Source organism: Companilactobacillus halodurans, assembly GCF_009600985.1.
Lineage (GTDB): Bacteria > Bacillota > Bacilli > Lactobacillales > Lactobacillaceae > Companilactobacillus > Companilactobacillus halodurans.
This window is the reverse complement of sequence record NZ_VDFP01000007.1, coordinates 48481-70983: the sequence shown is the minus strand read 5'-3', so window position 1 is coordinate 70983 and position 22503 is coordinate 48481. Positions and strand designations below refer to the sequence as shown.

The window sequence follows — 22503 nt, the reverse complement described above, 5'->3', positions numbered from 1 at the left end:
CGATTATAAGAGAACACCTGTTTACAAAAAAATCGAATGAAATATAATCAATTCAATCATATTTCATTCGAAAATTAAGCGTTACGCGATGCAAATGCTTGGTATAACAAAATACCAGTTGCAACACTGGCATTCAAACTTTGCACGTGTCCTACCATTGGGATATTCAAAGTTTGGTCAGCTTGCTTCAAAACTAATGGTGAAATGCCTTTACCTTCATTACCGATAATTAAGGCAATTGCACCTTTAGCATTCCAGTTACGGTAGTTGTCGCCTTCCATAGCTGTTCCAAAGACCCAAACATTACGCTTCTTCAAGTCTTTAATCGTATTAACTAAGTTAGTTACTCGAACTACTGGCACGTGTTCGATTGCACCAGTTGAAGTCTTGGCAACGGTTGAAGTTAGACCAGTCGAACGATGCTTAGGTACGATAATACCGTCAACACCAACAGCATCAGCTGTTCTCATGATTGAGCCCAAGTTATGGGGGTCTTCAATTTTATCAAGAATCAAAATAAAGGGATCAGTTCCTTTTTTTTCGGCACTCTTGAAGATATCGTCCATTTCAGCGTACTGATAGGGTGCGATATAAGCTGCCATCCCTTGGTGATTACCATTGTCACTGATGTCATCAAGTTTATTCTTTGGAACTTCTTGAACAATCAAGCGGTCACGTTTGGCCAATTTGACTGCTTCAGCAATATGCTCGCTGGATAAACCTTTTTGAACCAAAACTTTGTTGACTCTTTGATCAGCGGTTGCGGACTTCAATAGTTCGATCACTGAATGAACTCCGTAAACTAACTCTTTTTCTTCTGTATTATTATTCGAATTTCCTGCCATCTGTTTCACCTATCTCTACTTCATTTATGCACCATTGTGCTAATTCTTTAACACGTTTCTTATCTCCAGTAATATCTAAATAACCAAAGACTGCTTCAAAACCAGTGGACATATGATATGTGACGACACTCGTATTCTTGGCTTTTGTTTGTTTCTTAGCATTGCGTCCATTTTTGTAAATTCTGACTTCATGCTCTGACAAAACGCCCTTATCTATCATTAAAGTTATTAAAGATGCTTGTGCTTTAGCTGAAACATAATGTTTCGCTTGGTGCTGTAATTCATTTACCTTAGTAATATTTTTAGAAAGTAAGTGCTCACGAACAAAAACTTCGTAAACCGCATCTCCCAAATACGCTAAGGTCACTCCATTAAATTTCTTAACATCAGTCATTAATATGCCACCGTGTTCCCTGAGGTGTATCTTCGAGGATTACACCCATATCTTTTAATTGATCACGTAATTTATCGCTAGTGGCAAAATCTTTATTTGCACGTGCTTCATCACGTTCATCGACCATCTTTTGAATCTCAGCAGACAAATCTTGTTGACTATCTAACTTGATTCCTAAGATACTTGTCAAATCGACCATAGCTTTTAGGATAACATTTACAGCATTTTTAGCAACTTGTGTCTTCGAACTGTAATTATTTGCGAAACTGACCAGATTAAAGATTTCAGTCAAACCATTTTGGACGTTAAAGTCATCATTCATGGCTGTTTTGAAGTCCTCAATAATTTTTTCAACTTGAGTTGCAACTGTTGTATCGTCGCCATCAGTCGCGTCAGACAATCTAAACTTCAGATTGTTATATGCCGTTTTGATTTTATCTAAGTTGTCAGCTGCTTTTTGTAAATTAGCTTGTGAATATTCTAATGGTCGACGGTAATGAGTGGATGACAAGAAGAATCTCAAAACTTGAGGATTAGTCTGCTTGACTAAATCATGAACTGTGACGAAATTGCCTAAAGATTTACTCATTTTTTCGTTATTTTCAACCGTCACGAAGCCATTGTGCATCCAGTAATTGACAAACTTTTGACCAGTTTTAGCTTCACTTTGAGCAATTTCATTTTCGTGGTGAGGGAATTCCAAATCTTGACCGCCACCGTGAATGTCAAAGGTATCGCCTAAGTATTTAGTTGACATCACTGAACATTCAATGTGCCAACCTGGTCGACCTGCTCCCCAAGGAGAATCCCATTTGATTTCACCTGGTTTAGCTTTTTTCCAAAGCACGAAGTCAATCGGATCTTGTTTCTTATCAAACTCGGCTTCGCCGATATGTTCACTAGCACCTTCGACTAATTGGTCGATATTTTGATCAGATAATTCACCATAATGTTTGAACTTACGAGCTCGATAAAAGACATCTCCGTCAGATTCATAGGCATAGCCTTTTTCTATCAATACCTTTACAAAATCAATAATTTCTTGAATATTATCAGTGGCTCTAGGATTAATCGTTGCTTTTTGAACATTGATGGCTGCAATATCTTCATAGAATGCTTTGATAAAACGATCAGCTACTTCTGGAACGGTAATCTTTTCGCGATTAGCTTCTTTTATCATTTTGTCATCGACATCAGTGAAGTTAGAAACAAATTTAACCTTATAACCTAAAAATTCTAAATAACGTCGTACCGTGTCAAAAGCTACGATTGAACGAGCATTTCCAATGTGAATATAGTTATACACTGTGGGTCCACAGACATACATTTTTACTTCATTAGGTGTTAATGGTTTAAATTCTTCTTTTTCACGTGTCAATGTATTGAAAATTTTCAACATAATCTTCACCTATATAAAAAAGAGATTGGAGGCAAAACTAAGTTTTCCTTCAACCTCTTTTTCGTTTTCTTTTTATTTTGACGCAAATACTATTTCATTTCATCAAGTGTCTTATTGATATTTGATAAAGCTTGATCTCTACCAAATAATTCAATAGTTTCAGCAATTGCTGGACCATGCATTGTTCTAGTAGCAGCAATTCTAGCTGGCATATAGAGTTTTCTACCCTTAACGCCTGTGTCAGCTCTAACTGATTGAATAGCAGCCATGATTTGTGAAGCTGTGAAGCGTGGCAATTTTTCTAACTTGCCCTTCAAGTCTTCAATAGCAGTCTTAGCATCATCATCAGCTAATTCTTTTTGTTCATCATCTGTTAGGTGTTCTGGTTGGTTAAAGAAGACATCTGCCAAGTCAACGATTTGTTGCGTATATGACATTTGTGGCATGTAGAGTTCTGTTAAATGTCTTGCCCATTGAATTTCGTCAGTTGATGGATTTTCATCCATACGTTTTGCTTCAATCAAGTTAGCAATTACTAAGTCAGTAATTTCACTGACATCAGCATGTTTAACGTATTGATTATTGACCCATTCAAGTTTCTTTTGATCGAACTTAGCAGGAGACTTGCTCAAACGATGTTCATCAAAAATCTTGATAAATTGTTTGCGAGTAAATAGTTCGTCTTCTCCAACTGGTGACCAACCAAGAAGCGTAATGAAGTTAAACATAGCTTCTGGCAAGTAACCCAATTCACGATATTGTTCAATGAATTGAAGAATTGATTCGTCACGCTTACTCAACTTTTTACCAGTTTCAGTATTGATAATCAAAGTCATGTGACCAAACTTAGGAGCTTCCCAGCCCAATGCATCATAAATCATCAATTGCTTTGGAGTATTGGCAACGTGATCGTCACCACGAAGAACATGACTGATTTCCATCAAATGGTCATCAATAACAACCGCAAAATTGTATGTTGGCATACCATCACGTTTTTGAATGACCCAATCGCCACCGATAGTGTCAGAACCGATTGAAACTTTACCCTTTACGATATCGTCCCATTCGTAGTTCTTACCAACTGGTACGTGGAAACGAACAACAGGTTGTAGGCCTTTGTCTTCTGCTTCTTTGATTTTAGCTGCCTTTTCTTCATCACTCATACCTTCAAATTCGTATTCGTAATGTGGCATTTGACCATGAGCTTCTTGGTCTTCACGCATTTTTGTTAGTTGTTCTTCAGTCAGATATGATTTGTAAGCCAAGCCCTTTTCAAGCAATTCATCGATATATTTTTGATAAATTTCTTTTCTTTCTGATTGACGATAAGGACCATAGTCTCCTCCGACATCTGGACCTTCATCCCAATCAACACCGAGCCATTTGAGGTTATCTAGTTGACTCTTTGTTCCACCTTTAACGTTTCTCTTTGTATCTGTATCTTCGATACGAATTATGAATGTACCTTTGTGACTACGTGCAAATAGATAGTTAAAGATAGCTGTTCTCGCATTCCCGATGTGTAAGTGACCTGTTGGACTTGGTGCATATCTTACACGAATTTTATTATCTGACTTTTTTGCCATTTCTGTGTTCTCCCCTTTTATTTCTCGAGTTTTTCCGATTTGAATTATGATTGCCATTATTGTTGTGGTTATTGCCGTTGTTGTTATTGTTACTGTTGTTCTTTCGGTTATTGCCACCATTATTATGGTTATTATTATTATTCTCTTTGGAATTGCTCTTTTCCTGGATACCATGCATTGAATGCTTAGGCTTTGCAAATATCATTTTACCAGCATCAGTTTGCAATGCACTAGTTACGACGACATCGACTTCTTTATTGATGAAGTATTTACCTTCTTCAACAACGACCATCGTTCCGTCTTCTAGGTATGCGACACCTTGCTCTCTTTCAGTACCCTCTTTTATAACTTTAACAGTCATTGTTTCTCCTGGCAAAACCATAGGTTTCAAAACTTTGGCTAGTTCGTTAATATTGAGCACTTGAACATTTTGAAATTCACTTACCTTACTTAAATTATAATCATTTGTGATGACAGCACCACCGATTTCTTTAGCTAATTTAAGTAATTTCATATCCACTTCTGGAATATTATCATAATCACGCGTGGTTGTTTCATAATTTATACCTTTATCCATCTTCATCTCGTTGAGAATATCTAGACCACGACGACCACGTTCGCGTTTTTGATTATCGCTGGAATCAGAAATCAATTGTAACTCATGAACCACAAAATCAGGAATCATCAATTTTCCTTCCAAAAAACCAGTGTGTGCCAATTGATGGATTCTACCATCGATTACCACTGAAGTATCAAGAATCTTATAAGGATAGTAATCCTTTTTAGCTGAACGACGTGTAACTTCGCCTTCTGCTTTTAAATTTTCTTTATTATCAGCTTTGGTATTACGTTTCGTAATTGAGAAGTTGCTCCAATCATTTCGACGACTTGTTCCCATTCGAAAACCAATCCAACCAAAAACAATCATCAAGATAACTGGGATAACGTTGGAAAACATATTGTGCATCATATAAAAAGGAATGGAAATGATGTTGGCTAAAACCAAACCGCCAATTAAGAATCCGGCACCATAGATAATCCATCCCGGTGATCTCGAATTAAGATATTTTTCGATTTCTAAGTTGATATTTAAAATTGGTTTAACAAACAAGAACGACAAGAAATAAAATATGATACATCCAATAAGTCCGTCAAAATAGCCGTTATTGATAAAGAGAACTCCTGCTAAACCGGTAACTTCCCACAAAATCGGTAAGACAGTGATTCCAACCGCGATACCTAGTAGGGCAAAAATTATATTTATTACAATTTTTCGCATGAAAACCTCCTATTTTAAAAAATTTTATTCATTGCATCTGTCACGGTACTGACACCAATGATTTGAATCTTATTATCTTTTGACCAATCGCCAATGTTGTTCTTTGGAACGAAAATACGCTTGAAGCCCAATTTTTCAGCCTCATTGACTCGTTGATCGATTCGGTTAACTCGTCTAATCTCACCTGTCAAACCAACTTCACCGACAAAGCAATCTGTTCCTGGAATACCAGTATTTTTGTAACTAGAAGCAATTGACATGGCCAAGGCTAAATCAATCGCTGGCTCGTCTAATTTAACGCCACCAGTCGACTTAAGATAAGCATCCTGATTTTGCAGCATTAAATTACCACGTTTTTCTAAAACCGCCATAATAACCGAAACACGATTATGATCTATACCTGTTGATGTTCTCTTGGCATTACCAAAAATCGTTGGTGTAATCAATGATTGAATCTCAACAAGGATTGGTCTGGTTCCTTCCATTGAAACAACAACTGCAGAACCATTAGCATTAGCCAAACGTTCCTCTAAGAAAATCTCTGAAGGATTGGCAACTTCCACTAAACCTTTCGTCTGCATTTCAAAGATACCAATCTCATTTGTCGAACCAAAGCGATTTTTAACTGAGCGTAAGATACGGTAACTGTGATGAGTATCGCCTTCAAAGTATAAAACTGTATCCACCATGTGTTCCAAAATCTTAGGTCCAGCAATTGCTCCACCTTTAGTAACATGACCAACAACAAAGACCGTGATATTTTGTTGTTTAGCAATATTCATCAATTCAGCAGTTACTTCACGAATTTGCGAAATACTGCCGACTGCTGAAGTTATTTCTGGCTCATCCATTGTTTGAACCGAATCGATTATCAAATAGTCGGGATGCATTTCGCTAATAGTTTGACGAATGTAACTCATATCAGTTTGTGGATAAACATAGAGATTGTCGCCGGTGATGCCCAAACGGTCAGCACGCATCTTGATTTGTGACGCACTCTCTTCACCAGACACATATAAAACTTTTCCGCCTAGCTTTTGAAGTTGACCTGAAACTTGGGTCAAAAGAGTTGACTTACCAATACCAGGATCTCCACCAATCAAAATCAACGAACCCGGTACGATGCCGCCACCGAGGACACGATTCAACTCGCCTAATTCAGTTTTAACACGAGGTTCTTTCTCAAAAGAGACATTATTGATACTAATTGGTTTAGATTCCAAATCGCTAACTCGACGACTGGGAGTAGCTTTAGCTTTGGTTGAAGCTGGCTGGTCAACTTCTTCGACCATTTGATTCCAGACGCCACAATTAGGACAGCGTCCCAAGTATCGTGGTGAAATATATCCACAGTTTTGACATACAAATTTTGTTTTAGCTTTAGCCAATAAAATAGTTCCTTTCTTATTATATTCCTGAAGAACCAAATCCTCCATGACGTTTCGTTAATCCGCCTTCATCGTCATCAGTCGTTAAATATTTAATGAAGATTCCTTGAGCTAAACGTTCGCCCTTCTTTATTTTATAGTCAATTGGGAAAAAGTTAATTAATTGAACAAATAATTCTCCCTCATTACTATCATTATTATAGTAATCTGCATCAACAACGCCAATACCATTGGGAATCGACAAACCGCGTTTCAAAGGATTGCTCGAACGACTAGCAATAATTAAAACTTCATCGTCTTGCATAAAGGCTTTGATACCAGTAGGTACTAATACTGGTTTGATAGATTTCTGTACTTCAGCAATTTTACTATCATCTATTTTCCCTTTATTGAGCACAAATTTCAAAACATTAAGCACACCAAATTTCCAAATTGATGGAACAACGAAATCTTGTGCACTTTCAATATCATATCCAGCAGCATTTTTAGTTTGGCGGACTGGTAAATTAAGGCCTTCACCTTCATATTTCTTTACAATTTCAAATCCACGTTTTTTTGTCAAATTGAAAACTCCTTTAGCATTAGATATCTAAAATAATAGCATTTTAGCCTTTATAAAACTATTCAATCGACTGACTTTCTTCTTATAATAGAGTAATATAAAATTAATTAAATATGCAGGAGGTAGTTTTATGGAAATGAAACATGAGGACGGTCGCTTTTTCTTTGAAGATAACGGCGAAATGATTGGCGAATTGACTTATTCTACTGTTAAAGATGGCGTGATTTCACTTGACCATACTTTCGTTAATGAAAATTATCGTGGACAAGGTTTGGCTGGAAAATTATTGAACGCTGTACTAGATTTTGCGGACTTAAAGAGTCTAAAAATCATTCCCGTTTGCGAATACGCAAAGGCTGCTTTCAAACAAAAGCCTGAAATCAGATTTTTGTTAACCGAAAATTACCAAAAGCTCTTGAAGGGGGAAAATTAATTGAATCAAAATGAATTAAAAAAAGCTGTCGGCGTTAAGTCTGTCGATTATTTTAAAAGCGACTCGGTCGTTGGTTTAGGAACTGGTTCAACGGTTTATTATATGATTGAAGAACTTGGTCGCCGATACCAAGCTGGCGATATTAAAAACATCGTCGCTGTAACGACTTCATCACGTTCTGAAAAGCAAGCCAAATCTTTAGGCATTCCAACTAAAGACCTCAACGAAGTTGATCACATTGATGTCACTATCGATGGTGCTGACCAAATTGACAAGAACTACCAAGGCATCAAGGGTGGTGGTGCTGCCCACTTGCTCGAAAAAATGGTTGCAACTAACTCAACTAAAAATATTTGGATTGTTGATCAATCAAAAATGGCTGACCAACTAGGAAGTTTCCCATTACCACTAGAAGTTATTCCTTTCGGTTGTGAAAAGACTTTCGAAGACCTTAAAAAAGAAAATTTGAAGCCAGAATTTCGTTTAGATGAAAATGGCAAACGTGTTTTGACTCACAATAAAAATTACGTAATCGATCTTAAAATGGGAACGATCAATCACCCTCACCTATTAGCTGATTGGCTCGATCACCAAGTTGGAATAGTTGCACACGGACTATTTCTTGATATAGTTAATACTATTATCGTCGGTTATGAGGATGGACCAAAAGTAATCGATAATATCAGATAATATCAAATAGAGGAGAATATTGCATGACTAAAGAAATTACATCATCAGAATTAGAAAAATTTCAAACTGCATTCGACAAAACCCCGGGCTCAAGTGCCATTAAGAATGCCGTTGCTAATAATGGATTATTCAAATCCAGTGAAACGCTTGCTTCAAAAGTAGCAATGGATCCAACTTTTTCTATTGAAATCGACACTGGTAAGGTTTCAGACCAAAAGCAATCTGGACTTTGCTGGGTTTTCGCCGCTTTAAATACGATGAGACACCCACTTCAAGACAATTTTAAAATCAAAGGCTTTGAATTATCTCAAGGATATATGCTTTTCTGGGATAAATTGGAAAAATCTAACTACTTCTTCGAAAATGTTATCAACACAGCCGCTTTACCAGTTGGTGACCGTAAAGTCGACTTTCTCATGACGACTCCTCAACAAGATGGTGGTCAATGGGATATGGTCATGGCCCTAGTTCAAAAATATGGTGTCGTTCCAAAGGCCGTTATGCCAGACACTTTCAGTCGTACAAATTCTTCTGAATTAAATAATGTTCTCAACAAGAAATTACGTAAAGATGCTATCATCTTGCGTGACTTAGTAAATGACAACAAATCTGAAGAAGATATCGAACGTAAAAAAGACGAATTGCTCAGTGAAATCTACAAGATTTTAGTTTACACTGTTGGCGTTCCTCCAGAAAAATTTGACTGGGCTTACCGTGACGATGACAAGAACTTCCATCGTGAAACTGGAATCACACCACAAGAATTTTTCAAGAAATATGTTGGCTGGGATTTTGACAGCTATATCTCAACTATCAATGCTCCAACTGCCGATAAGCCATACAATCACGTTTACACAGTTGAAATGTTAGGTAACGTTGTCGGTGGTCGTCAAGTACGTCACTTGAACCTTAAGATTGATGATTTCAAGAAATTGGAAATCAAACAATTAAAAGCAGGCGAAACTGTTTGGTTCGGTAGCGATGTTGGCCAAAGCTCTGACCGTAAGATCGGTATTATGGACACAAACATCTACGACCTTGAAGGATTACTTGACACTGATCTCAAGATGACTAAGGCACAACGTCTTGACTACATTGAAAGTATGATGACACATGCTATGGTTATTACAGGTGTCGACCTTGATGAAAATGGCAATCCACTCAAATGGAAGGTCGAAAATTCATGGGGTGAAAAAGTTGGTAGCAAAGGATACTTTGTTATGAGCGACTCATGGTTCGATGAATATGTTTATCAACTAGTTATCAACAAGAAATACTTGTCAGATGACTTGAAGAATACTTTTGAAACTGAATCAAAAGATCCAAAAGTTCTTGCACCATGGGATCCAATGGGTGCTTTAGCTTAATTAATCAAGCCTTAATTATAGACGCGACAATCATTAGATTGTTACGTCTATTTATTTTATCTTCGCTTAATTAAGTCGGAATTCATATCAAAAGCAACAAGGATTGCTTTATAATGAAATTAATATATAAAAGGAGTTGTCAGTTAATGAAAAATAATCAATTTGCCTTTCGCCCTACTAAGTTTTCCAATCAGTTAGACGAATTACGCGCTATTAAATTTTTAGATAAAGATAATGAATCAGAAACTAATCCCATCATCTTGTGGAAAAGTTTCCTGAGCAAAAGCTTTTTAGAAGCCAAGACTTCATCTTCTTTTGAAGAAAAGCTTAAAACTTATATGGCAACAGAAAGTCAAAATTTGAGTGAATATCTTGATACAGCAACTAAAGTTACCGTTACGGCTTTTTATAACGTTGCTTTGCAATTATTAAAATTCAATCCTGATGTTGATTTTTCGTTCTCAGATCCATTAAAAGCTATGAAAAAAATTCAATTGATTATTGCTGACCACAATAGCAATTCTTTTACCATTAACGAATTAAAATCTGCTTGGTACTGGCTTTTAGCTACTCATAACAAAAATGGTCAAACTTATCTTGATAGCCTTGCTTCAAAAGGATATTTTACTCCATTCTATGGAAAAGTAAGTCAACCACTCCTTTTTAATGGAAAGACTTTACCAGTTTTTAATCCTCATAAATTGATTCGTGAAGTCGTTTATGTTGAATCTCCTCAAGATAGCGACCATGACGGACATCGTGATTTATTAAAGGCTGAAATATTACGACCTTATGAAACTGAAAATGGTCTTAAAGTTCCCACCCTTTACACTGCTAGTCCTTATAACCAAGGTACCAATGATGAAACTGGTGAAAAACTTACTCATGATGTCAATGTTCCCTTGAAGCGTAAAGAGCCTAATGATTTGCACTACGAGGATATTGCTTATCACGAAAATGCTAGTAAAAAAATCCCTGCACCAAGAACTATCAATGGCCAGACTAAGCGCGCCGAAGAGACGTTTGCTAGGGAAAGCTCTTATACTTTAAATGATTACTTCTTGGCCCGTGGATTTGCGGTCGTTTATATGGCAGGTATTGGTACCAAAGATTCCGACGGTCTAAGAACAACTGGCGACCCGGAAGAAACAACTTCAACCGTTTCGATTATCAAGTGGTTAACTGGTCAACTTCCTGCTTTTACCAACCGAACTGACAATATTGAAATCAAAGCTTGGTGGTCCAATCAAAAAATTGCTATGACTGGTCGCTCTTATCTAGGAACACTGGCAACCGCTGCAGCTTCTACCGGTATCAGTGGCTTAAAGACTGTCATCAGTGAAGCCGCAATTTCTAGCTGGTACGACTACTACCGTGATGGCGGTTTAGTTATTGCTCCAGGAGGATTCCCTGGTGAGGATGCTGATGTTTTGGCAGAAGAAACTTTCAGTCGGCGTTTGCAACCTGGCGATTTTCACAATATCAAAAATAAGTGGAACAAACAGATTCAAACTATTGCTAAAGATCAAGACCGTGAAACTGGCAACTATAATCGTTTTTGGGATGCCAGAAATTACCATAAGGATTTTTCTAATATCAGAGCTGACGTCTTTATGGTTCATGGTCTCAATGACTGGAATGTTAAGCCTCGAAATGTTGAACGTTTGTGGAACGGTATCAAGGATAACGGCGTTACGCAAAAGCTGATTTTGCATCAAGGACAACATATTTACATCAATGCTTTTCGTTCAATCGACTATAACGATATCATCAATCTTTGGCTGACCAATGAATTACTGGGCGTCGATAATCAAGCTAAAGAAATCATCCCTAACGTTATCATTCAAGACAATACAAAGCCTGAAACTTGGAACAGTTATCAAGATTGGGCTAGTGATAAGAATGAAACAATCAAGTATAACTTATCAGATGATAAATTAACCACAAAAACTACTGAAACTAATACTCATGATGAGAGAAGTTTTAAAGACCAATTAAGCGAAACTGATTTTAAGTTTTATAGTCGTCATAACGATGTCTGGGAAAAAGATTTATTAGCTGGAGATAAAAAGATTTCGGCCAATCAACTAATTTTTAAAACAGCTGCTTTAACCGATGAGTTAACGATTGACGGCAAAGTTAATTTGAATCTCAAAGTAAGTTCTAATAAAGATTTAGGAATGTTAAGTTTCCAATTGGTTGACTATGGAGTCGCAAAGCGTTTAAATGTTTCTCCGACGTTACTTTCAAAAAATAGTCTGGCACAAACTTATGACTGGCGTGAAGATGATTTAAGGGAATTTACTTACAATAAATCGACTGATTGTAAGATGATCAGCAAGGGTCATATAAATTTACAAAATCGTCATAATAGCTACAAAGTTGATGAATTAAAGCCTGATATCTTTTATAATGTTGGTGTCGAATTACAGCCTACTTTTTATCGGCTCTTAAAAGGACATCAACTAGGCTTGATTATCTATGCAACAGACTTTGGTATGACTGTACGTGGCAATCAAGATATTAAATATACAGTATCGACAGATCAGTCTTTCATGACTGTTCCAATACATCAGAATTAAGACCAATAATTGCTAAATGCCTTGGTATATGAGAAGTCTGACTGGACCAAAATTAAGTGGTTTCATACTCTCAATTCTAATGTTACAATTGCTGATGAACTGTTTATTTTGGAGATTATTATATGGAAAAGACACAACTGAATTCATTAAGAAATAACCCCCATTCAAAAATGAGCATAGCGGGATTTCTTATTGCTTTAGGAATCGTTTATGGGGACATTGGTACCTCTCCTCTATATGTTATGCACTCTTTGATGGTCGGCAATGGTGGACTTGATAAAATGTCCACCGATTTTATTTTAGGTAGTGTTTCATTAATTTTTTGGACATTGACTTTAGTAACGACAATTAAGTATGTCTTAATTGCTTTACGAGCAGATAACCGTGGTGAAGGTGGAATCTTTGCTCTATACACCTTGGTTAGAAAGCGTGCTAAATGGCTCATTATCCCTGCTATGATTGGTGGAGCAACCTTCTTAGCTGATGGGATGATGACTCCAGCTGTTACTGTAACAGCTGCTATTGAAGGACTTAAGGGCATTGCAATTCACAATACGATTTTGATCAGTACGCAAAATCAAGTAATCATTGTGACGCTTATTATTTTATCAACGCTCTTCTTTATCCAAAGATTTGGTACACAATTGATAGGTCGGGCTTTTGGACCTATCATGCTCGTTTGGTTCTCATTTTTAGGAATCATCGGAATCGTGAATATGTCCTCTGACTGGACGATTATTCGAGCTTTGAATCCTTACTATGCTTTTGAATTGCTTCGTAGTCCAGTCAACATCCGTGGCGTCTTCATTTTAGGAAGCATCTTCCTAGCCACAACTGGTGCTGAAGCACTTTATTCTGACATGGGTCACGTTGGTCGTCCTAATATTTATACCAGTTGGCCATTTGTAAAAGTTTGTTTACTTTTGAGCTACTTAGGACAAGCTGCTTGGATTATTAGCGTTAGAGATAATCATCAGTTACAACAAATGGGTTCTGCTATGAATCCATTTTATCAATCCATTCCATCTGACTTTAGACTCTTTGGAATCTTCTTGTCGGCTCTAGCTGCGATCATTGCTTCTCAAGCCTTGATTTCAGGTTCATATACTTTGGTATCTGAAGCAACTAAATTAAAGATTTTCCCAAGATTAAAAACTTATTATCCAACTAACTTTAAGGGACAGCTTTATATCCCAACAGTTAACTCGATTATTTGGGTCGTTTGTTTATTCATTGTTTTCTATTTCAAAACTTCTGAAAACATGTCGAATGCTTACGGACTAGAAATTACTATTACCATGCTAATGACAACGATCCTGCTGCATCAATGGCTATTGATGAAACGAGCCAATCGCTTCTTCTCAACGATTATTATCAGTTTCTTCTTTATCATTGAATGTATCTTCTTCGTAACTAACAGTAGCAAGTTCATCCATGGTGCCTACATCACGATGTTCATTGCCGCATTACTGATTGCTATCATGTTCATTTGGAGATACGGCGAAAGACTCAAGGATGACAACACTTATCGGAGTCACTTTGCTTCCCTATTAGCCTTTAAACGTCAGTTGAACGATTTAAGAAAAGATCCAAGTTATCCTCTTTACACGACTAACCTCGTTTACTTAACTAAAGTCCACGATGGCTATCGCATTAAGAAGAATATCCTTTATTCAATTCTTGATAAACGGCCAAAACGAGCTCAGGTTTACTGGTTCGTAACTGTCAACGTTACTGACGAACCTTACACGGCCGCATACAGCGTCGAAACCTTCGATACTGATTACATGGTCAGCGTTCAGCTGTACTTAGGATTTAGAGTTGATCAAAAGGTCAATGTCTATCTTCGTCAAGTGGTTAACGATTTGATGTCAAATGGTGAAATCAAGTCGCAACCACAGAAATATACAACCATTCCTGATCGTGATGTTGGGGACTTCTCCTTTGTTATCATTAAAGAAGTTCTCTCACCAGATACAAAGATCAGTGGAATTAAAAAGAGTATTATCCACACACGTCTCATGCTTCAAAAATTCATTTCACCAGCCACTTGGTTTGGTCTTTCATACAGTGATGTTGTTGAAGAGCGTGTGCCTCTAGTTCTAGGAAAAGTTTCACTTAACCGTCTACGTCTAGTTAGAAAAGACCGTGCTGCTCTTAAAGATATTAAGATTGACAGCGAAATCGATGATGACGACGACGATGATTAAATAATCTAAATTCAAAAAAGGACCCAAAGAGATTTTTATCTCCTTGGGTCCTTTTTATTTGCTTATGCTTGTAAAATTTTAACAGTTTTTTGATTCAATTTGTTGGTAATGAAATCAACGACCCATTCAACGTCTTTTTCGGGATCACCTGATTTCAATAAATTCCACGATACATCTAAGGCAATATCATGACCATCATCAACTTTTAAAACAATATAATGGGGCACATATTTATTGGCATTTTTATTAACGATCAAAGAATAAGATTCAATATCTTCAAAAGAAACCTTTTCTTGCTTTTTAGTCAGTGGCAAAAAAATAGCCAGAATTCTTTTAGTCCAAGTACTGTAATCATAATAATAGACATTGCCGTCAGTTACTCTCCAATAGCCATACAGCGATGGCAAACTACGGGGATAGACGATGACACTTAATATTAAAAACGCTATTAGGCCGAAAATAAGACCCGCTACAAGAGATCGACCAAAAATAGCGTACATAAAAATTCCAACGGCCATCCCAAGAACGAAACTATTGAACAGCGGCTTGAAACTTAATTTTCTCGCAAATCTCTTTTCCATCTTTAACACCTGCTTTAAATTCAAATAATTATTAATAATCTAATAAATTTATATTAAAAATAAACGGTGCAATGGAATTTTGCAAAGATAATGCTCTACCTTGTACGTCTTGTAAAAACTAATCATTATCATTATGGCTCAAACTAATTTCTATTTATAATCACTGATGATCAGCAGTATCAAAACCACTAGCTGTTTCAAATTCTCACTTAGAAAGAATGTGATGACAATGTTTAGCTATATCCAAATAATCGGTCAATCAACTGACGCTTACAAAGGATATGTTGATTACTCAATCTCTAAAGATAAACTATCGATAACTCTAGTCAGAGGGATGCGAAAAATCAAGCGAATCATCATCCCTATCAGTAAAATCACTGACATCAACGTTGGTATATTCTATGGAGAAGACAAAATTAGCTTCATCTACGATTCTAAACAATTTGTCTTCCTAAACACTGGTTATGGTGAAACACAATATTTTAAAGACCATTTTTTAAGAGCTGTCAATGCTTATCAACATACTGTTAGTTTCTAATCAAAGATATATAAATCAAAGGCGGAACAAAACATCATTTCAAATAAAAATGTTTATTCCGCCTTTTTTAAATTAAATATTTTTGAATCCCATGACCTACTCCATCGTGATCATTATCTTTAGTAATATATTTACCATAGTTGTGAACGCCTTCCAAAGCATTATCCATCACGATTGGAACTCCAACTGACTTCAACATCGATACGTCATTGAATCCATCTCCAAAAGCAGCCATTTCTTCTTTGTCCAAGTTCTCAAGTTTCTTGATATAGCCAATACCTTCAGATTTTTCAGCATTTTGACTAGTGATTTCTAAATATCTTTGTCCTGATTGATTGATGCTGACGTTCTCGCCCAATTCTTTTAGTCTTGCAATCAATGGCTTCATTTTCTGCAAGTCCATTGTAATAAACATGATTTTGTAGATTTTAGTAGCCGCTTGTTTTAATAAAGTAACAAAATCAACCATTTTGGGAGTTTGACCGCCGATTCTCTTTTCCATCTCAATACCCGAATCCATTCGATCAATGTACCAAGTATCTTGACCATAAAAACTGCAGCTCACGCTAGGAAATTCTTTTTTGCATAGTTCAACGATTCTTGCAACTGAGTCATTAACAATCGTATCTTCTTTTAAGGCCTTCACCTTTCCATCCTGTAATTGGAAAATTAAACCACCGTTAAAGGCAATTTGAGGTTCACTCAATGCCAATAAATCGATTACTTCGAACATCTCTTTAGGTGACCGTGCTGAAACTAGAGTGAAGGGTATCTTGCTTTTTTTAATTATTTCGATATTATTAGCACTTATCTTGCCATTGCTTTGTAATAAAGTACCATCCATATCTGAAAATATATGCTTAATCATGTGGTTTTTCCTCCAAATAATAAATTCATGTTTACGATTACATTCTAATTATAATAAAAATACATCCCAAATTGAGTTGTATTTTTTTATTTCTATGCAAATGATGTTGCAACACTACCAACAACAATTAAAACAATTCCTAAAATCGTAAATTTCAATTCACGTTTACTCTTACGCTCATGTAGAATCAAAATACCACCAAAGGTACCAATTACCACGTTTAATTGCGTCCAAATGAAGGCTGAAGTATTTCCGTTAGCTTTAGCAGAGAAGATATAAGCAAAAGCAGCGATTCCCCAAGCAACTCCACCAAGGATATTTTGATATTGTTCTTTTTGTTTGAATGATTCACGATCAGTGAAAAGAGCGAAGATAATCGCACCAATTAAGATTCCTAGCATTTCAGGCAAGAAGATACCTGTACCGCTTTCATGCTTAACAATCGAAATATTTGGGAAAGATGAATAAATCCAAAATCCAACAGTTGTACAAAGTAAGAACATGGCATCTTTTAATTCAAGTTTATTTCCCTCAGAACTATCGTTAACTGATGTCAATAAAGCACCAACGACAACGATTGCTAAAGCAATGATTCCGATAATTTTTGATTGAGCACCTGCCCAGTCGCCAAAAATCAACATCCCAATGATTGAATTACCGACTAATTGAAAAACAGTTGATAATGGTACAGTACCTGAAACTCCAATACGTGTAAAAGAAATAAATTGTCCAATTTGACCAATTGTCCATAAAGCTCCACACAATAATGAGAACCAAAAGGCTACTGTACTAACGGTTGGCTGCGTGATTAAATAAGTTACCAAACCAACGATTGTGGCTCCAGCTCCAATACCAAACATTTGGTTAGCTGGTGAACCACCAATTTTACCAGTGATGATTGGCATAAAGCCCCATCCAAGCGCTGGTATTAACGCAATTAAAATATTCATATGAAACCCCTTCTCGATTTGACAAATATTAGTAATAATTCTTTAAAAAAAGATAAATCCTACATACACAAAAAACTACGTTTTTCTTATCATATATTTATAATTACTCAATTTGAAAATTAACATTATTACAATAAATTTATCTGAATAAGTCCACTTGGCATAAAACTTCTGCTTTTTGCCATTCATCTAGACCATTTAAATATTCTACATCAATTTTTCAAAAAAGAAAGCACTTTCTCTTACACTTTTATAAATTTGTGTGCGTTACCATTTTTTTTGTGGCATTTTCACAACTACGAATAATAATCTTTTATACATAAAAAAAGTTCATAATCCCATTAGGATCATGAACTCTTTTAATCTATTTATTAATTTATCTACTTTATATCAGAATAATTTATTTAGTATTAGTGCGATTGCTGTTGATTATATTAAGTTTATTATCAAACTCATAAATAAGAGGCTTACCATTCGCAACTTCGACTCCATCAATATCGCTATCACTAATTCGTTCAATATATTTGATCAAAGCTCTAATCGTACTTCCATGGGCAACAATTAACTGATTTTTACCATCTAAAAGCCGATTAGATACGTGATCAACGTAATATGGAACGATACGTTGATAAGCTTGATACAAGCTTTCTGAAGTTGGCATCATGTTACTATCAAAATATTTATATGGGCCATTATTTGGATCTGGTCTCTTTAATTGTGGTGGTATTGAATAAAAACTTCTTCGCCACAGATGTACTTGATCGACTCCAAATTCTCTTCTGGTGGCATCTTTATTCTGACCTCGTAAGGCACCATAGTGACGTTCATTTAAGCGCCAGGTTTTAGTAATCGGCACATAATTAAGATTCAATTCGTCTTGAATAATATAGGCTGTCATAATTGCACGTTTCAAAACTGATGTGTGAACATGCTCAAATTCAAACCCCTTAAGTTTCTTAGCGGCCACATGCGCCTGAACTATGCCCTCTTGCGTCAAACCAACATTGTTCCAACCAGTATACTGATTTAAGGCATTAGCTGTGCTTTCTCCATGTCTGACCATGACGAGTTTTACCATATTACGACATTCCCAACTTTCATATAGAATTACCCTCTAATCTTAGCACAATTACACTTTCTTATTAATCTCTATCAAGGAGTTGTCTAATCCTCTAGCACACTCAGCCTGTAGAGTAACGTGAGTGATATTGAATTCGTCTTTCAACAATTTATCGACTCGATCATAGAGTCCATCTAGTTCCATCATATTGCAATTTTTTACAACATTGATATGCGCATCTAGCATGATGTGATTTTCATCAATCATCCAAACATGAACGTGATGTACCTTAACAATCTCTGGAACGGTTAAAATAGCAGCTTGAACGGCATCCAAATCAATCTTAGGACTGGCTTCCATTAAGATATTGATTGTCTCATAAACGACCGTATAAGCTTCTTTTAAAAGCCAAGCAGCAATCAGAATGGTTATCACTGGATCGACCCAAGTCCAATTGAACAAGATAACAAAAATCGATGCAATAAAAACGCCAATGGATGACAATGTGTCAGTCAACATGTGTAAAAAAGTCGCTTTGATATTCAAATTATGTTTAGATCCTGACAACAGCATCAACATGGAAATGAAATTGGCAGCTAAACCAATCAAGGATACAATCATCATCAATTTACCATTGATTTCTTGCGGTTGCGACAACCGTTTAAAAGATTCGAAAACCATCATCAAAGTAATTACGACTAAGACGATTGAATTGACGAATGCTGCTAATATTTCAGCCCTCTTATAGCCAAAAGTTTTTTGGGAATTATTCTTTCTTCGTCCAATCACGTTTGCAGCATATGAAATAACGATTGAAAGAGAATCTTCCAAATTATGAAATGCATCTGAAATCAAACCTAGACTGCCGGAAATGACGCCGCCGACAAACTCGGTAATAGTAATTAAGATATTTAAAACTGTGACATAAAAGAAGCGTGTACCGGTTACTTTTTCGTGATCCATAAGCATAGCCTCCTCGTGTCTATCATACCTATTCTAAAGAAAAATGTATAAAAAAAGATGGACCCCATCGGCTCCATCTAAAAATCCATATATATCCTTCTATTTAGTTGTTAACTTTGCAACAACTTTAATGGGATGAGCTACATCAATAATATCAGAGAACCTATTTGTTATATAGTCTCTCATACCGTCACGAGCTTCTTTTTTAGAAACATTGTGACAAATGCGCTTCTTAGCAATATTTTGGCCTTCTTTGCTAAAGAAATTACATGTTACCTCATAATCGCCATGATTACCAAAAAACAACATCTTAGTGACCCCCTTTTACAAAAATAACTATCTCATTAACTTCGACCAGATATTTATACCACTTTTCAAATAGCAGTTCAACACTCTAAATTAAATTTCTTTTTTTTAAGAATAAGTAAGCATTTTCTAGTTAATTAATTCAGAATAAGTAATTATGATACTATGAACTTAACGAATTACTTGTAGGGGAGTACGTGCTATGAAAAGGAAAAATAAGAACAATGGAACTCACATGACTCGTGAAGAATTTCGGCGTAGCAAACGACCATTTTACAAAAAAACGCCGTTTATTATTTCAATCATTATCCTCATAATTATCATTGGTTTACTGGTTTTCTGGGGAATCAGTTCAACTAATGATAATAATTCTGCACAACCGTCTCATAAAATCGAAAAAGTTAAATCACACAAGAAAACTTCTAAAAAGAAGTCTAAGAAGTCCAAAAAATCTGATAAATCTAAGGATAAGCCTAAGGTCAATAAGCCTCAAAAAGTAACCAAAGAAGAAGACAATAATAATACTCAAACCAACCAAAACAATCAGCAAGCTCAACAAAAGCAAACCCCAGCTGATACGATTCAAAATGCTGGTACTTATGATAATTTAACTTATGATTCTGATTGGTATACTTTTAAAATTTCTGATGAGGTAAAATTGATTAAAGATTCTAATGGGGATGCTGCTTTATTAATAAAATACAATTACCTGAACAAAACGAAATCTAATCAAGTCCCTGAACAGGTTCAAAAAAATGCCATCATGTTAAAACAAGATGGACAACAATTGAATCCAACAACAGCTACTGGCGATAATGCTTCCATTATCAATTCCAGCAATAATGGACAAGTTCTTCCAGGCAAAAACTTTGATGGAGCTTTGTTGGTAAAAGTAAATAACACAACATCAGATGTCACAATGTACTTTAAAAATATTAAAACTAATGAATGGCTAGATAGCACGCAACCATTGAAGTTATCTTAGAAATAAAAAAGACGAGGTCTTCTTAGATCTCGTCTTTTTTGACTGTAAAATCACGTAATTGAGTATACGCTATCGTTACAGCAATAAACAAAAAGATTATCATTACATATAAAGTTGCCATTGAAAAGCTTGTTGTAGCAGCTTGTGCCATCATTTTACTAGAAAACATTGGAAACATATCTCGTAACGCATGCAATAAAATCACAATTAAAAGGTTATTCGTTTTGATATAAATGGCTCCAAAGATTATTCCTATTGCGGCCGCAAAGATAACTTGTGCAGAGACATATCCGAATGGCAAACTTCTAAGGTTCATAAAATGGATCAATCCAAAAATTATTCCTGAACCCACAACACTGCCAAGAGCATCGCCATTTAGAACTTTTAAAAATAATTTCACTAAAATTCCACGAAAAATAAATTCTTCTGCTAAACCAACTAACAGACAAACAATAATGACTTGCCATTTAATTTGAAAATCAGCTGCCATCAGTACCGGCGAATCCAAAAATGCCACAATGATAATTGCTGGTAATGCTGTGTAAAGTTGAGCAGCTACTTGATGAGAGTTAAACCAAGCAATCTTTTGTCTAAAGTATCTTTGATTTAAGAAATAAGCTACTAGGAAGACAACTAAGTCACCCATTCCCTGCATCAAACTACCAACAGATTTTACATGGATAAAATTTCCCATCACAACTAATACCACTGGAAAAATGATGCTCAACAAAACTATTTTGATAATATTATTTTTTAAAATTTTCATTTGTACTCCTTAATATTTCCTTCGTACAAATTATATCGAAAATAAACTTGACATGAAACGCGTTCGATAAAGTATTATTTTTTTGTTGAGATACGAGACCACTTGACCAATTTCTTTTGGGCTCACCCTTCAAATGTATTTCAAAATCGTTTATTTGTTAAAAAAAGCCTGAGCATATTCTCAGACTTTTTTCTAATTATAAGTAATTATTGAGAAATCCTTAAATTCATCAATTCAACGATTTCTCTGATATCGTCTTGGGTGGTTGGAATTCCATTAGCTTTCCAAGCACAATTTAACTTTATTTGTCCTTGATTAGTTTCTAAAACCAAATAGTGAATTCGCCTTGCAAGAGGAGCTCGTAATGTGCCTCCTAATGGATATTGGGTATTCATGATGGACTTGCCATCGATGATTGAAAAGCCGTTGATATTTCCAAATAATAATTCTACTGGCTTTTCACGTGATGGGAAAAAAATTGCTTGGATTTTTTTATTCCAAGTTCCATAGTCATAGTAATAGATACCTTTATCTTCAATTCGCCAATAACCGTAGGAGTTAAGCAGATACTTTGGATAAATCAGCATGCTCTCAATACCAAAAGCAATCAGACCACAAATAATCCAAATTAGTGGATACTTTGAAAAAATCGAATAGGCAATGGCTGCTATTGTTATCCCCAGAAAAATACTGATCAACAATGGTTCAAAACTGATTTTTCTTTCAAAACTCAATTTGTTTTCCATTTCAA

General features: G+C 35.8%; 22 protein-coding genes. 7 read left to right on the top strand and 15 right to left on the bottom strand.

The features are described 5' to 3' along the window. Window positions 1-74: 74 nt before the first annotated feature. The 7 genes from rlmB to FHL06_RS05005 all read right to left on the bottom strand — a co-directional run bounded on the left by rlmB (window position 75) and on the right by FHL06_RS05005 (window position 7453). On the bottom strand, window positions 75-845 hold the full coding sequence (gene rlmB, locus FHL06_RS05035; RefSeq protein WP_153385145.1) for a 23S rRNA (guanosine(2251)-2'-O)-methyltransferase RlmB: 771 nt from the start codon (window positions 843-845) through the stop codon (window positions 75-77). After that, window positions 826-1239, bottom strand: a complete 414-nt coding sequence (locus tag FHL06_RS05030; RefSeq protein WP_153385144.1) for a Mini-ribonuclease 3 — start codon at window positions 1237-1239, stop codon at window positions 826-828. Before FHL06_RS05030 ends, rlmB begins: the two co-directional genes overlap by 20 nt. Then, window positions 1232-2638 (bottom strand): cysteine--tRNA ligase, encoded by a 1407-nt coding sequence (cysS, locus tag FHL06_RS05025; protein WP_153385143.1) that lies wholly within the window; start codon window positions 2636-2638, stop codon window positions 1232-1234. Before cysS ends, FHL06_RS05030 begins: the two co-directional genes overlap by 8 nt. Before the next feature lie 89 nt (window positions 2639-2727). Continuing rightward, window positions 2728-4224 (bottom strand): glutamate--tRNA ligase, encoded by a 1497-nt coding sequence (gene gltX, locus FHL06_RS05020; protein ID WP_153385142.1) that lies wholly within the window; start codon window positions 4222-4224, stop codon window positions 2728-2730. Next, window positions 4205-5503 carry a PIN/TRAM domain-containing protein gene (locus FHL06_RS05015; protein WP_153385141.1) on the bottom strand — a complete coding sequence of 433 codons (1299 nt, stop codon included), beginning with the start codon at window positions 5501-5503 and terminating at the stop codon, window positions 4205-4207. Before FHL06_RS05015 ends, gltX begins: the two co-directional genes overlap by 20 nt. A gap of 14 nt (window positions 5504-5517) precedes the next feature. Next, a complete protein-coding gene (radA, locus tag FHL06_RS05010; protein ID WP_153385182.1) occupies window positions 5518-6891 on the bottom strand; it encodes a DNA repair protein RadA in 1374 nt (457 codons plus the stop codon). A 19-nt stretch (window positions 6892-6910) separates the two neighbouring features. Beyond that, window positions 6911-7453, bottom strand: a complete 543-nt coding sequence (locus tag FHL06_RS05005) for a dCTP deaminase/dUTPase family protein (protein WP_153385140.1) — start codon at window positions 7451-7453, stop codon at window positions 6911-6913. A 130-nt stretch (window positions 7454-7583) separates the two neighbouring features. On the opposite strand from FHL06_RS05005, the gene FHL06_RS05000 reads away from it, so the two are divergent. The 5 genes from FHL06_RS05000 to FHL06_RS04980 all read left to right on the top strand — a co-directional run bounded on the left by FHL06_RS05000 (window position 7584) and on the right by FHL06_RS04980 (window position 14735). Then, window positions 7584-7886: a GNAT family N-acetyltransferase gene (locus FHL06_RS05000; protein WP_153385139.1), complete on the top strand. Its 303-nt coding sequence runs from the start codon at window positions 7584-7586 to the stop codon at window positions 7884-7886. After that, window positions 7887-8576, top strand: a complete 690-nt coding sequence (gene rpiA / locus FHL06_RS04995; protein WP_153385138.1) for a ribose-5-phosphate isomerase RpiA — start codon at window positions 7887-7889, stop codon at window positions 8574-8576. Window positions 8577-8599: 23 nt separating this feature from the next. Further along, window positions 8600-9943: a C1 family peptidase gene (locus FHL06_RS04990; protein ID WP_153385137.1), complete on the top strand. Its 1344-nt coding sequence runs from the start codon at window positions 8600-8602 to the stop codon at window positions 9941-9943. A gap of 146 nt (window positions 9944-10089) precedes the next feature. Next, a complete protein-coding gene (locus FHL06_RS04985) occupies window positions 10090-12525 on the top strand; it encodes a Xaa-Pro dipeptidyl-peptidase (RefSeq protein WP_153385136.1) in 2436 nt (811 codons plus the stop codon). A gap of 122 nt (window positions 12526-12647) precedes the next feature. After that, on the top strand, window positions 12648-14735 hold the full coding sequence (locus FHL06_RS04980) for a KUP/HAK/KT family potassium transporter (RefSeq protein ID WP_153385135.1): 2088 nt from the start codon (window positions 12648-12650) through the stop codon (window positions 14733-14735). 62 nt (window positions 14736-14797) lie between these two features. On the opposite strand, the gene FHL06_RS04975 is transcribed toward FHL06_RS04980, so the two are convergent. Next, window positions 14798-15316: a hypothetical protein gene (locus tag FHL06_RS04975; RefSeq protein WP_153385134.1), complete on the bottom strand. Its 519-nt coding sequence runs from the start codon at window positions 15314-15316 to the stop codon at window positions 14798-14800. A 229-nt stretch (window positions 15317-15545) separates the two neighbouring features. Here FHL06_RS04975 and FHL06_RS04970 point away from each other — a divergent pair, with 229 nt between their 5' ends. After that, entirely contained in the window at window positions 15546-15854 is a 309-nt protein-coding gene (locus FHL06_RS04970) for a hypothetical protein (RefSeq protein WP_153385133.1), read from the top strand. Window positions 15855-15921: 67 nt separating this feature from the next. Here FHL06_RS04970 and FHL06_RS04965 read toward each other — a convergent pair whose 3' ends face one another. The 5 genes from FHL06_RS04965 to FHL06_RS04945 form a co-directional block, all read right to left on the bottom strand. Further along, a complete protein-coding gene (locus FHL06_RS04965) occupies window positions 15922-16722 on the bottom strand; it encodes an HAD family hydrolase (protein WP_153385132.1) in 801 nt (266 codons plus the stop codon). Window positions 16723-16814: 92 nt separating this feature from the next. Continuing rightward, entirely contained in the window at window positions 16815-17672 is an 858-nt protein-coding gene (locus FHL06_RS04960) for a GRP family sugar transporter (RefSeq protein WP_153385131.1), read from the bottom strand. Window positions 17673-18072: 400 nt separating this feature from the next. Further along, complete coding sequence (locus FHL06_RS04955) at window positions 18073-18750, bottom strand: 2,3-bisphosphoglycerate-dependent phosphoglycerate mutase (protein ID WP_153385130.1); 678 nt, start codon at window positions 18748-18750, stop codon at window positions 18073-18075. Between the two features lie 51 nt (window positions 18751-18801). Next, window positions 18802-19695 (bottom strand): cation diffusion facilitator family transporter, encoded by an 894-nt coding sequence (locus FHL06_RS04950; protein WP_153385129.1) that lies wholly within the window; start codon window positions 19693-19695, stop codon window positions 18802-18804. 99 nt (window positions 19696-19794) lie between these two features. Then, window positions 19795-20004, bottom strand: coding sequence for a hypothetical protein (locus FHL06_RS04945; protein WP_153385128.1), 210 nt, complete (start codon window positions 20002-20004; stop codon window positions 19795-19797). 199 nt (window positions 20005-20203) lie between these two features. Between FHL06_RS04945 and FHL06_RS04940 the strand changes: the two genes are divergently transcribed. After that, on the top strand, window positions 20204-20986 hold the full coding sequence (locus FHL06_RS04940; protein ID WP_153385127.1) for a DUF5067 domain-containing protein: 783 nt from the start codon (window positions 20204-20206) through the stop codon (window positions 20984-20986). Between the two features lie 22 nt (window positions 20987-21008). On the opposite strand, the gene FHL06_RS04935 is transcribed toward FHL06_RS04940, so the two are convergent. Then, window positions 21009-21752 carry a CPBP family intramembrane glutamic endopeptidase gene (locus tag FHL06_RS04935; protein WP_153385126.1) on the bottom strand — a complete coding sequence of 248 codons (744 nt, stop codon included), beginning with the start codon at window positions 21750-21752 and terminating at the stop codon, window positions 21009-21011. 206 nt (window positions 21753-21958) lie between these two features. Beyond that, window positions 21959-22498 (bottom strand): hypothetical protein, encoded by a 540-nt coding sequence (locus FHL06_RS04930; protein ID WP_153385125.1) that lies wholly within the window; start codon window positions 22496-22498, stop codon window positions 21959-21961. Window positions 22499-22503 lie beyond the last annotated feature (5 nt).

What these genes read in the sequence shown, in the direction of transcription:
- rlmB (WP_153385145.1), bottom strand. Translation starts at nt 845, where the DNA reads ATGGCAGGAAATTCGAATAATAATACAGAAGAAAAAGAGTTAGTTTAC.
- FHL06_RS05030 (WP_153385144.1), bottom strand. Translation starts at nt 1,239, where the DNA reads ATGACTGATGTTAAGAAATTTAATGGAGTGACCTTAGCGTATTTGGGA.
- cysS (WP_153385143.1), bottom strand. Translation starts at nt 2,638, where the DNA reads ATGTTGAAAATTTTCAATACATTGACACGTGAAAAAGAAGAATTTAAA.
- gltX (WP_153385142.1), bottom strand. Translation starts at nt 4,224, where the DNA reads ATGGCAAAAAAGTCAGATAATAAAATTCGTGTAAGATATGCACCAAGT.
- FHL06_RS05015 (WP_153385141.1), bottom strand. Translation starts at nt 5,503, where the DNA reads ATGCGAAAAATTGTAATAAATATAATTTTTGCCCTACTAGGTATCGCG.
- FHL06_RS05000 (WP_153385139.1), top strand. Translation starts at nt 7,584, where the DNA reads ATGGAAATGAAACATGAGGACGGTCGCTTTTTCTTTGAAGATAACGGC.
- FHL06_RS04990 (WP_153385137.1), top strand. Translation starts at nt 8,600, where the DNA reads ATGACTAAAGAAATTACATCATCAGAATTAGAAAAATTTCAAACTGCA.
- FHL06_RS04985 (WP_153385136.1), top strand. Translation starts at nt 10,090, where the DNA reads ATGAAAAATAATCAATTTGCCTTTCGCCCTACTAAGTTTTCCAATCAG.
- FHL06_RS04980 (WP_153385135.1), top strand. Translation starts at nt 12,648, where the DNA reads ATGGAAAAGACACAACTGAATTCATTAAGAAATAACCCCCATTCAAAA.
- FHL06_RS04975 (WP_153385134.1), bottom strand. Translation starts at nt 15,316, where the DNA reads ATGGAAAAGAGATTTGCGAGAAAATTAAGTTTCAAGCCGCTGTTCAAT.
- FHL06_RS04970 (WP_153385133.1), top strand. Translation starts at nt 15,546, where the DNA reads ATGTTTAGCTATATCCAAATAATCGGTCAATCAACTGACGCTTACAAA.
- FHL06_RS04965 (WP_153385132.1), bottom strand. Translation starts at nt 16,722, where the DNA reads ATGATTAAGCATATATTTTCAGATATGGATGGTACTTTATTACAAAGC.
- FHL06_RS04960 (WP_153385131.1), bottom strand. Translation starts at nt 17,672, where the DNA reads ATGAATATTTTAATTGCGTTAATACCAGCGCTTGGATGGGGCTTTATG.
- FHL06_RS04955 (WP_153385130.1), bottom strand. Translation starts at nt 18,750, where the DNA reads ATGGTAAAACTCGTCATGGTCAGACATGGAGAAAGCACAGCTAATGCC.
- FHL06_RS04950 (WP_153385129.1), bottom strand. Translation starts at nt 19,695, where the DNA reads ATGGATCACGAAAAAGTAACCGGTACACGCTTCTTTTATGTCACAGTT.
- FHL06_RS04945 (WP_153385128.1), bottom strand. Translation starts at nt 20,004, where the DNA reads ATGTTGTTTTTTGGTAATCATGGCGATTATGAGGTAACATGTAATTTC.
- FHL06_RS04940 (WP_153385127.1), top strand. Translation starts at nt 20,204, where the DNA reads ATGAAAAGGAAAAATAAGAACAATGGAACTCACATGACTCGTGAAGAA.
- FHL06_RS04935 (WP_153385126.1), bottom strand. Translation starts at nt 21,752, where the DNA reads ATGAAAATTTTAAAAAATAATATTATCAAAATAGTTTTGTTGAGCATC.
- FHL06_RS04930 (WP_153385125.1), bottom strand. Translation starts at nt 22,498, where the DNA reads ATGGAAAACAAATTGAGTTTTGAAAGAAAAATCAGTTTTGAACCATTG.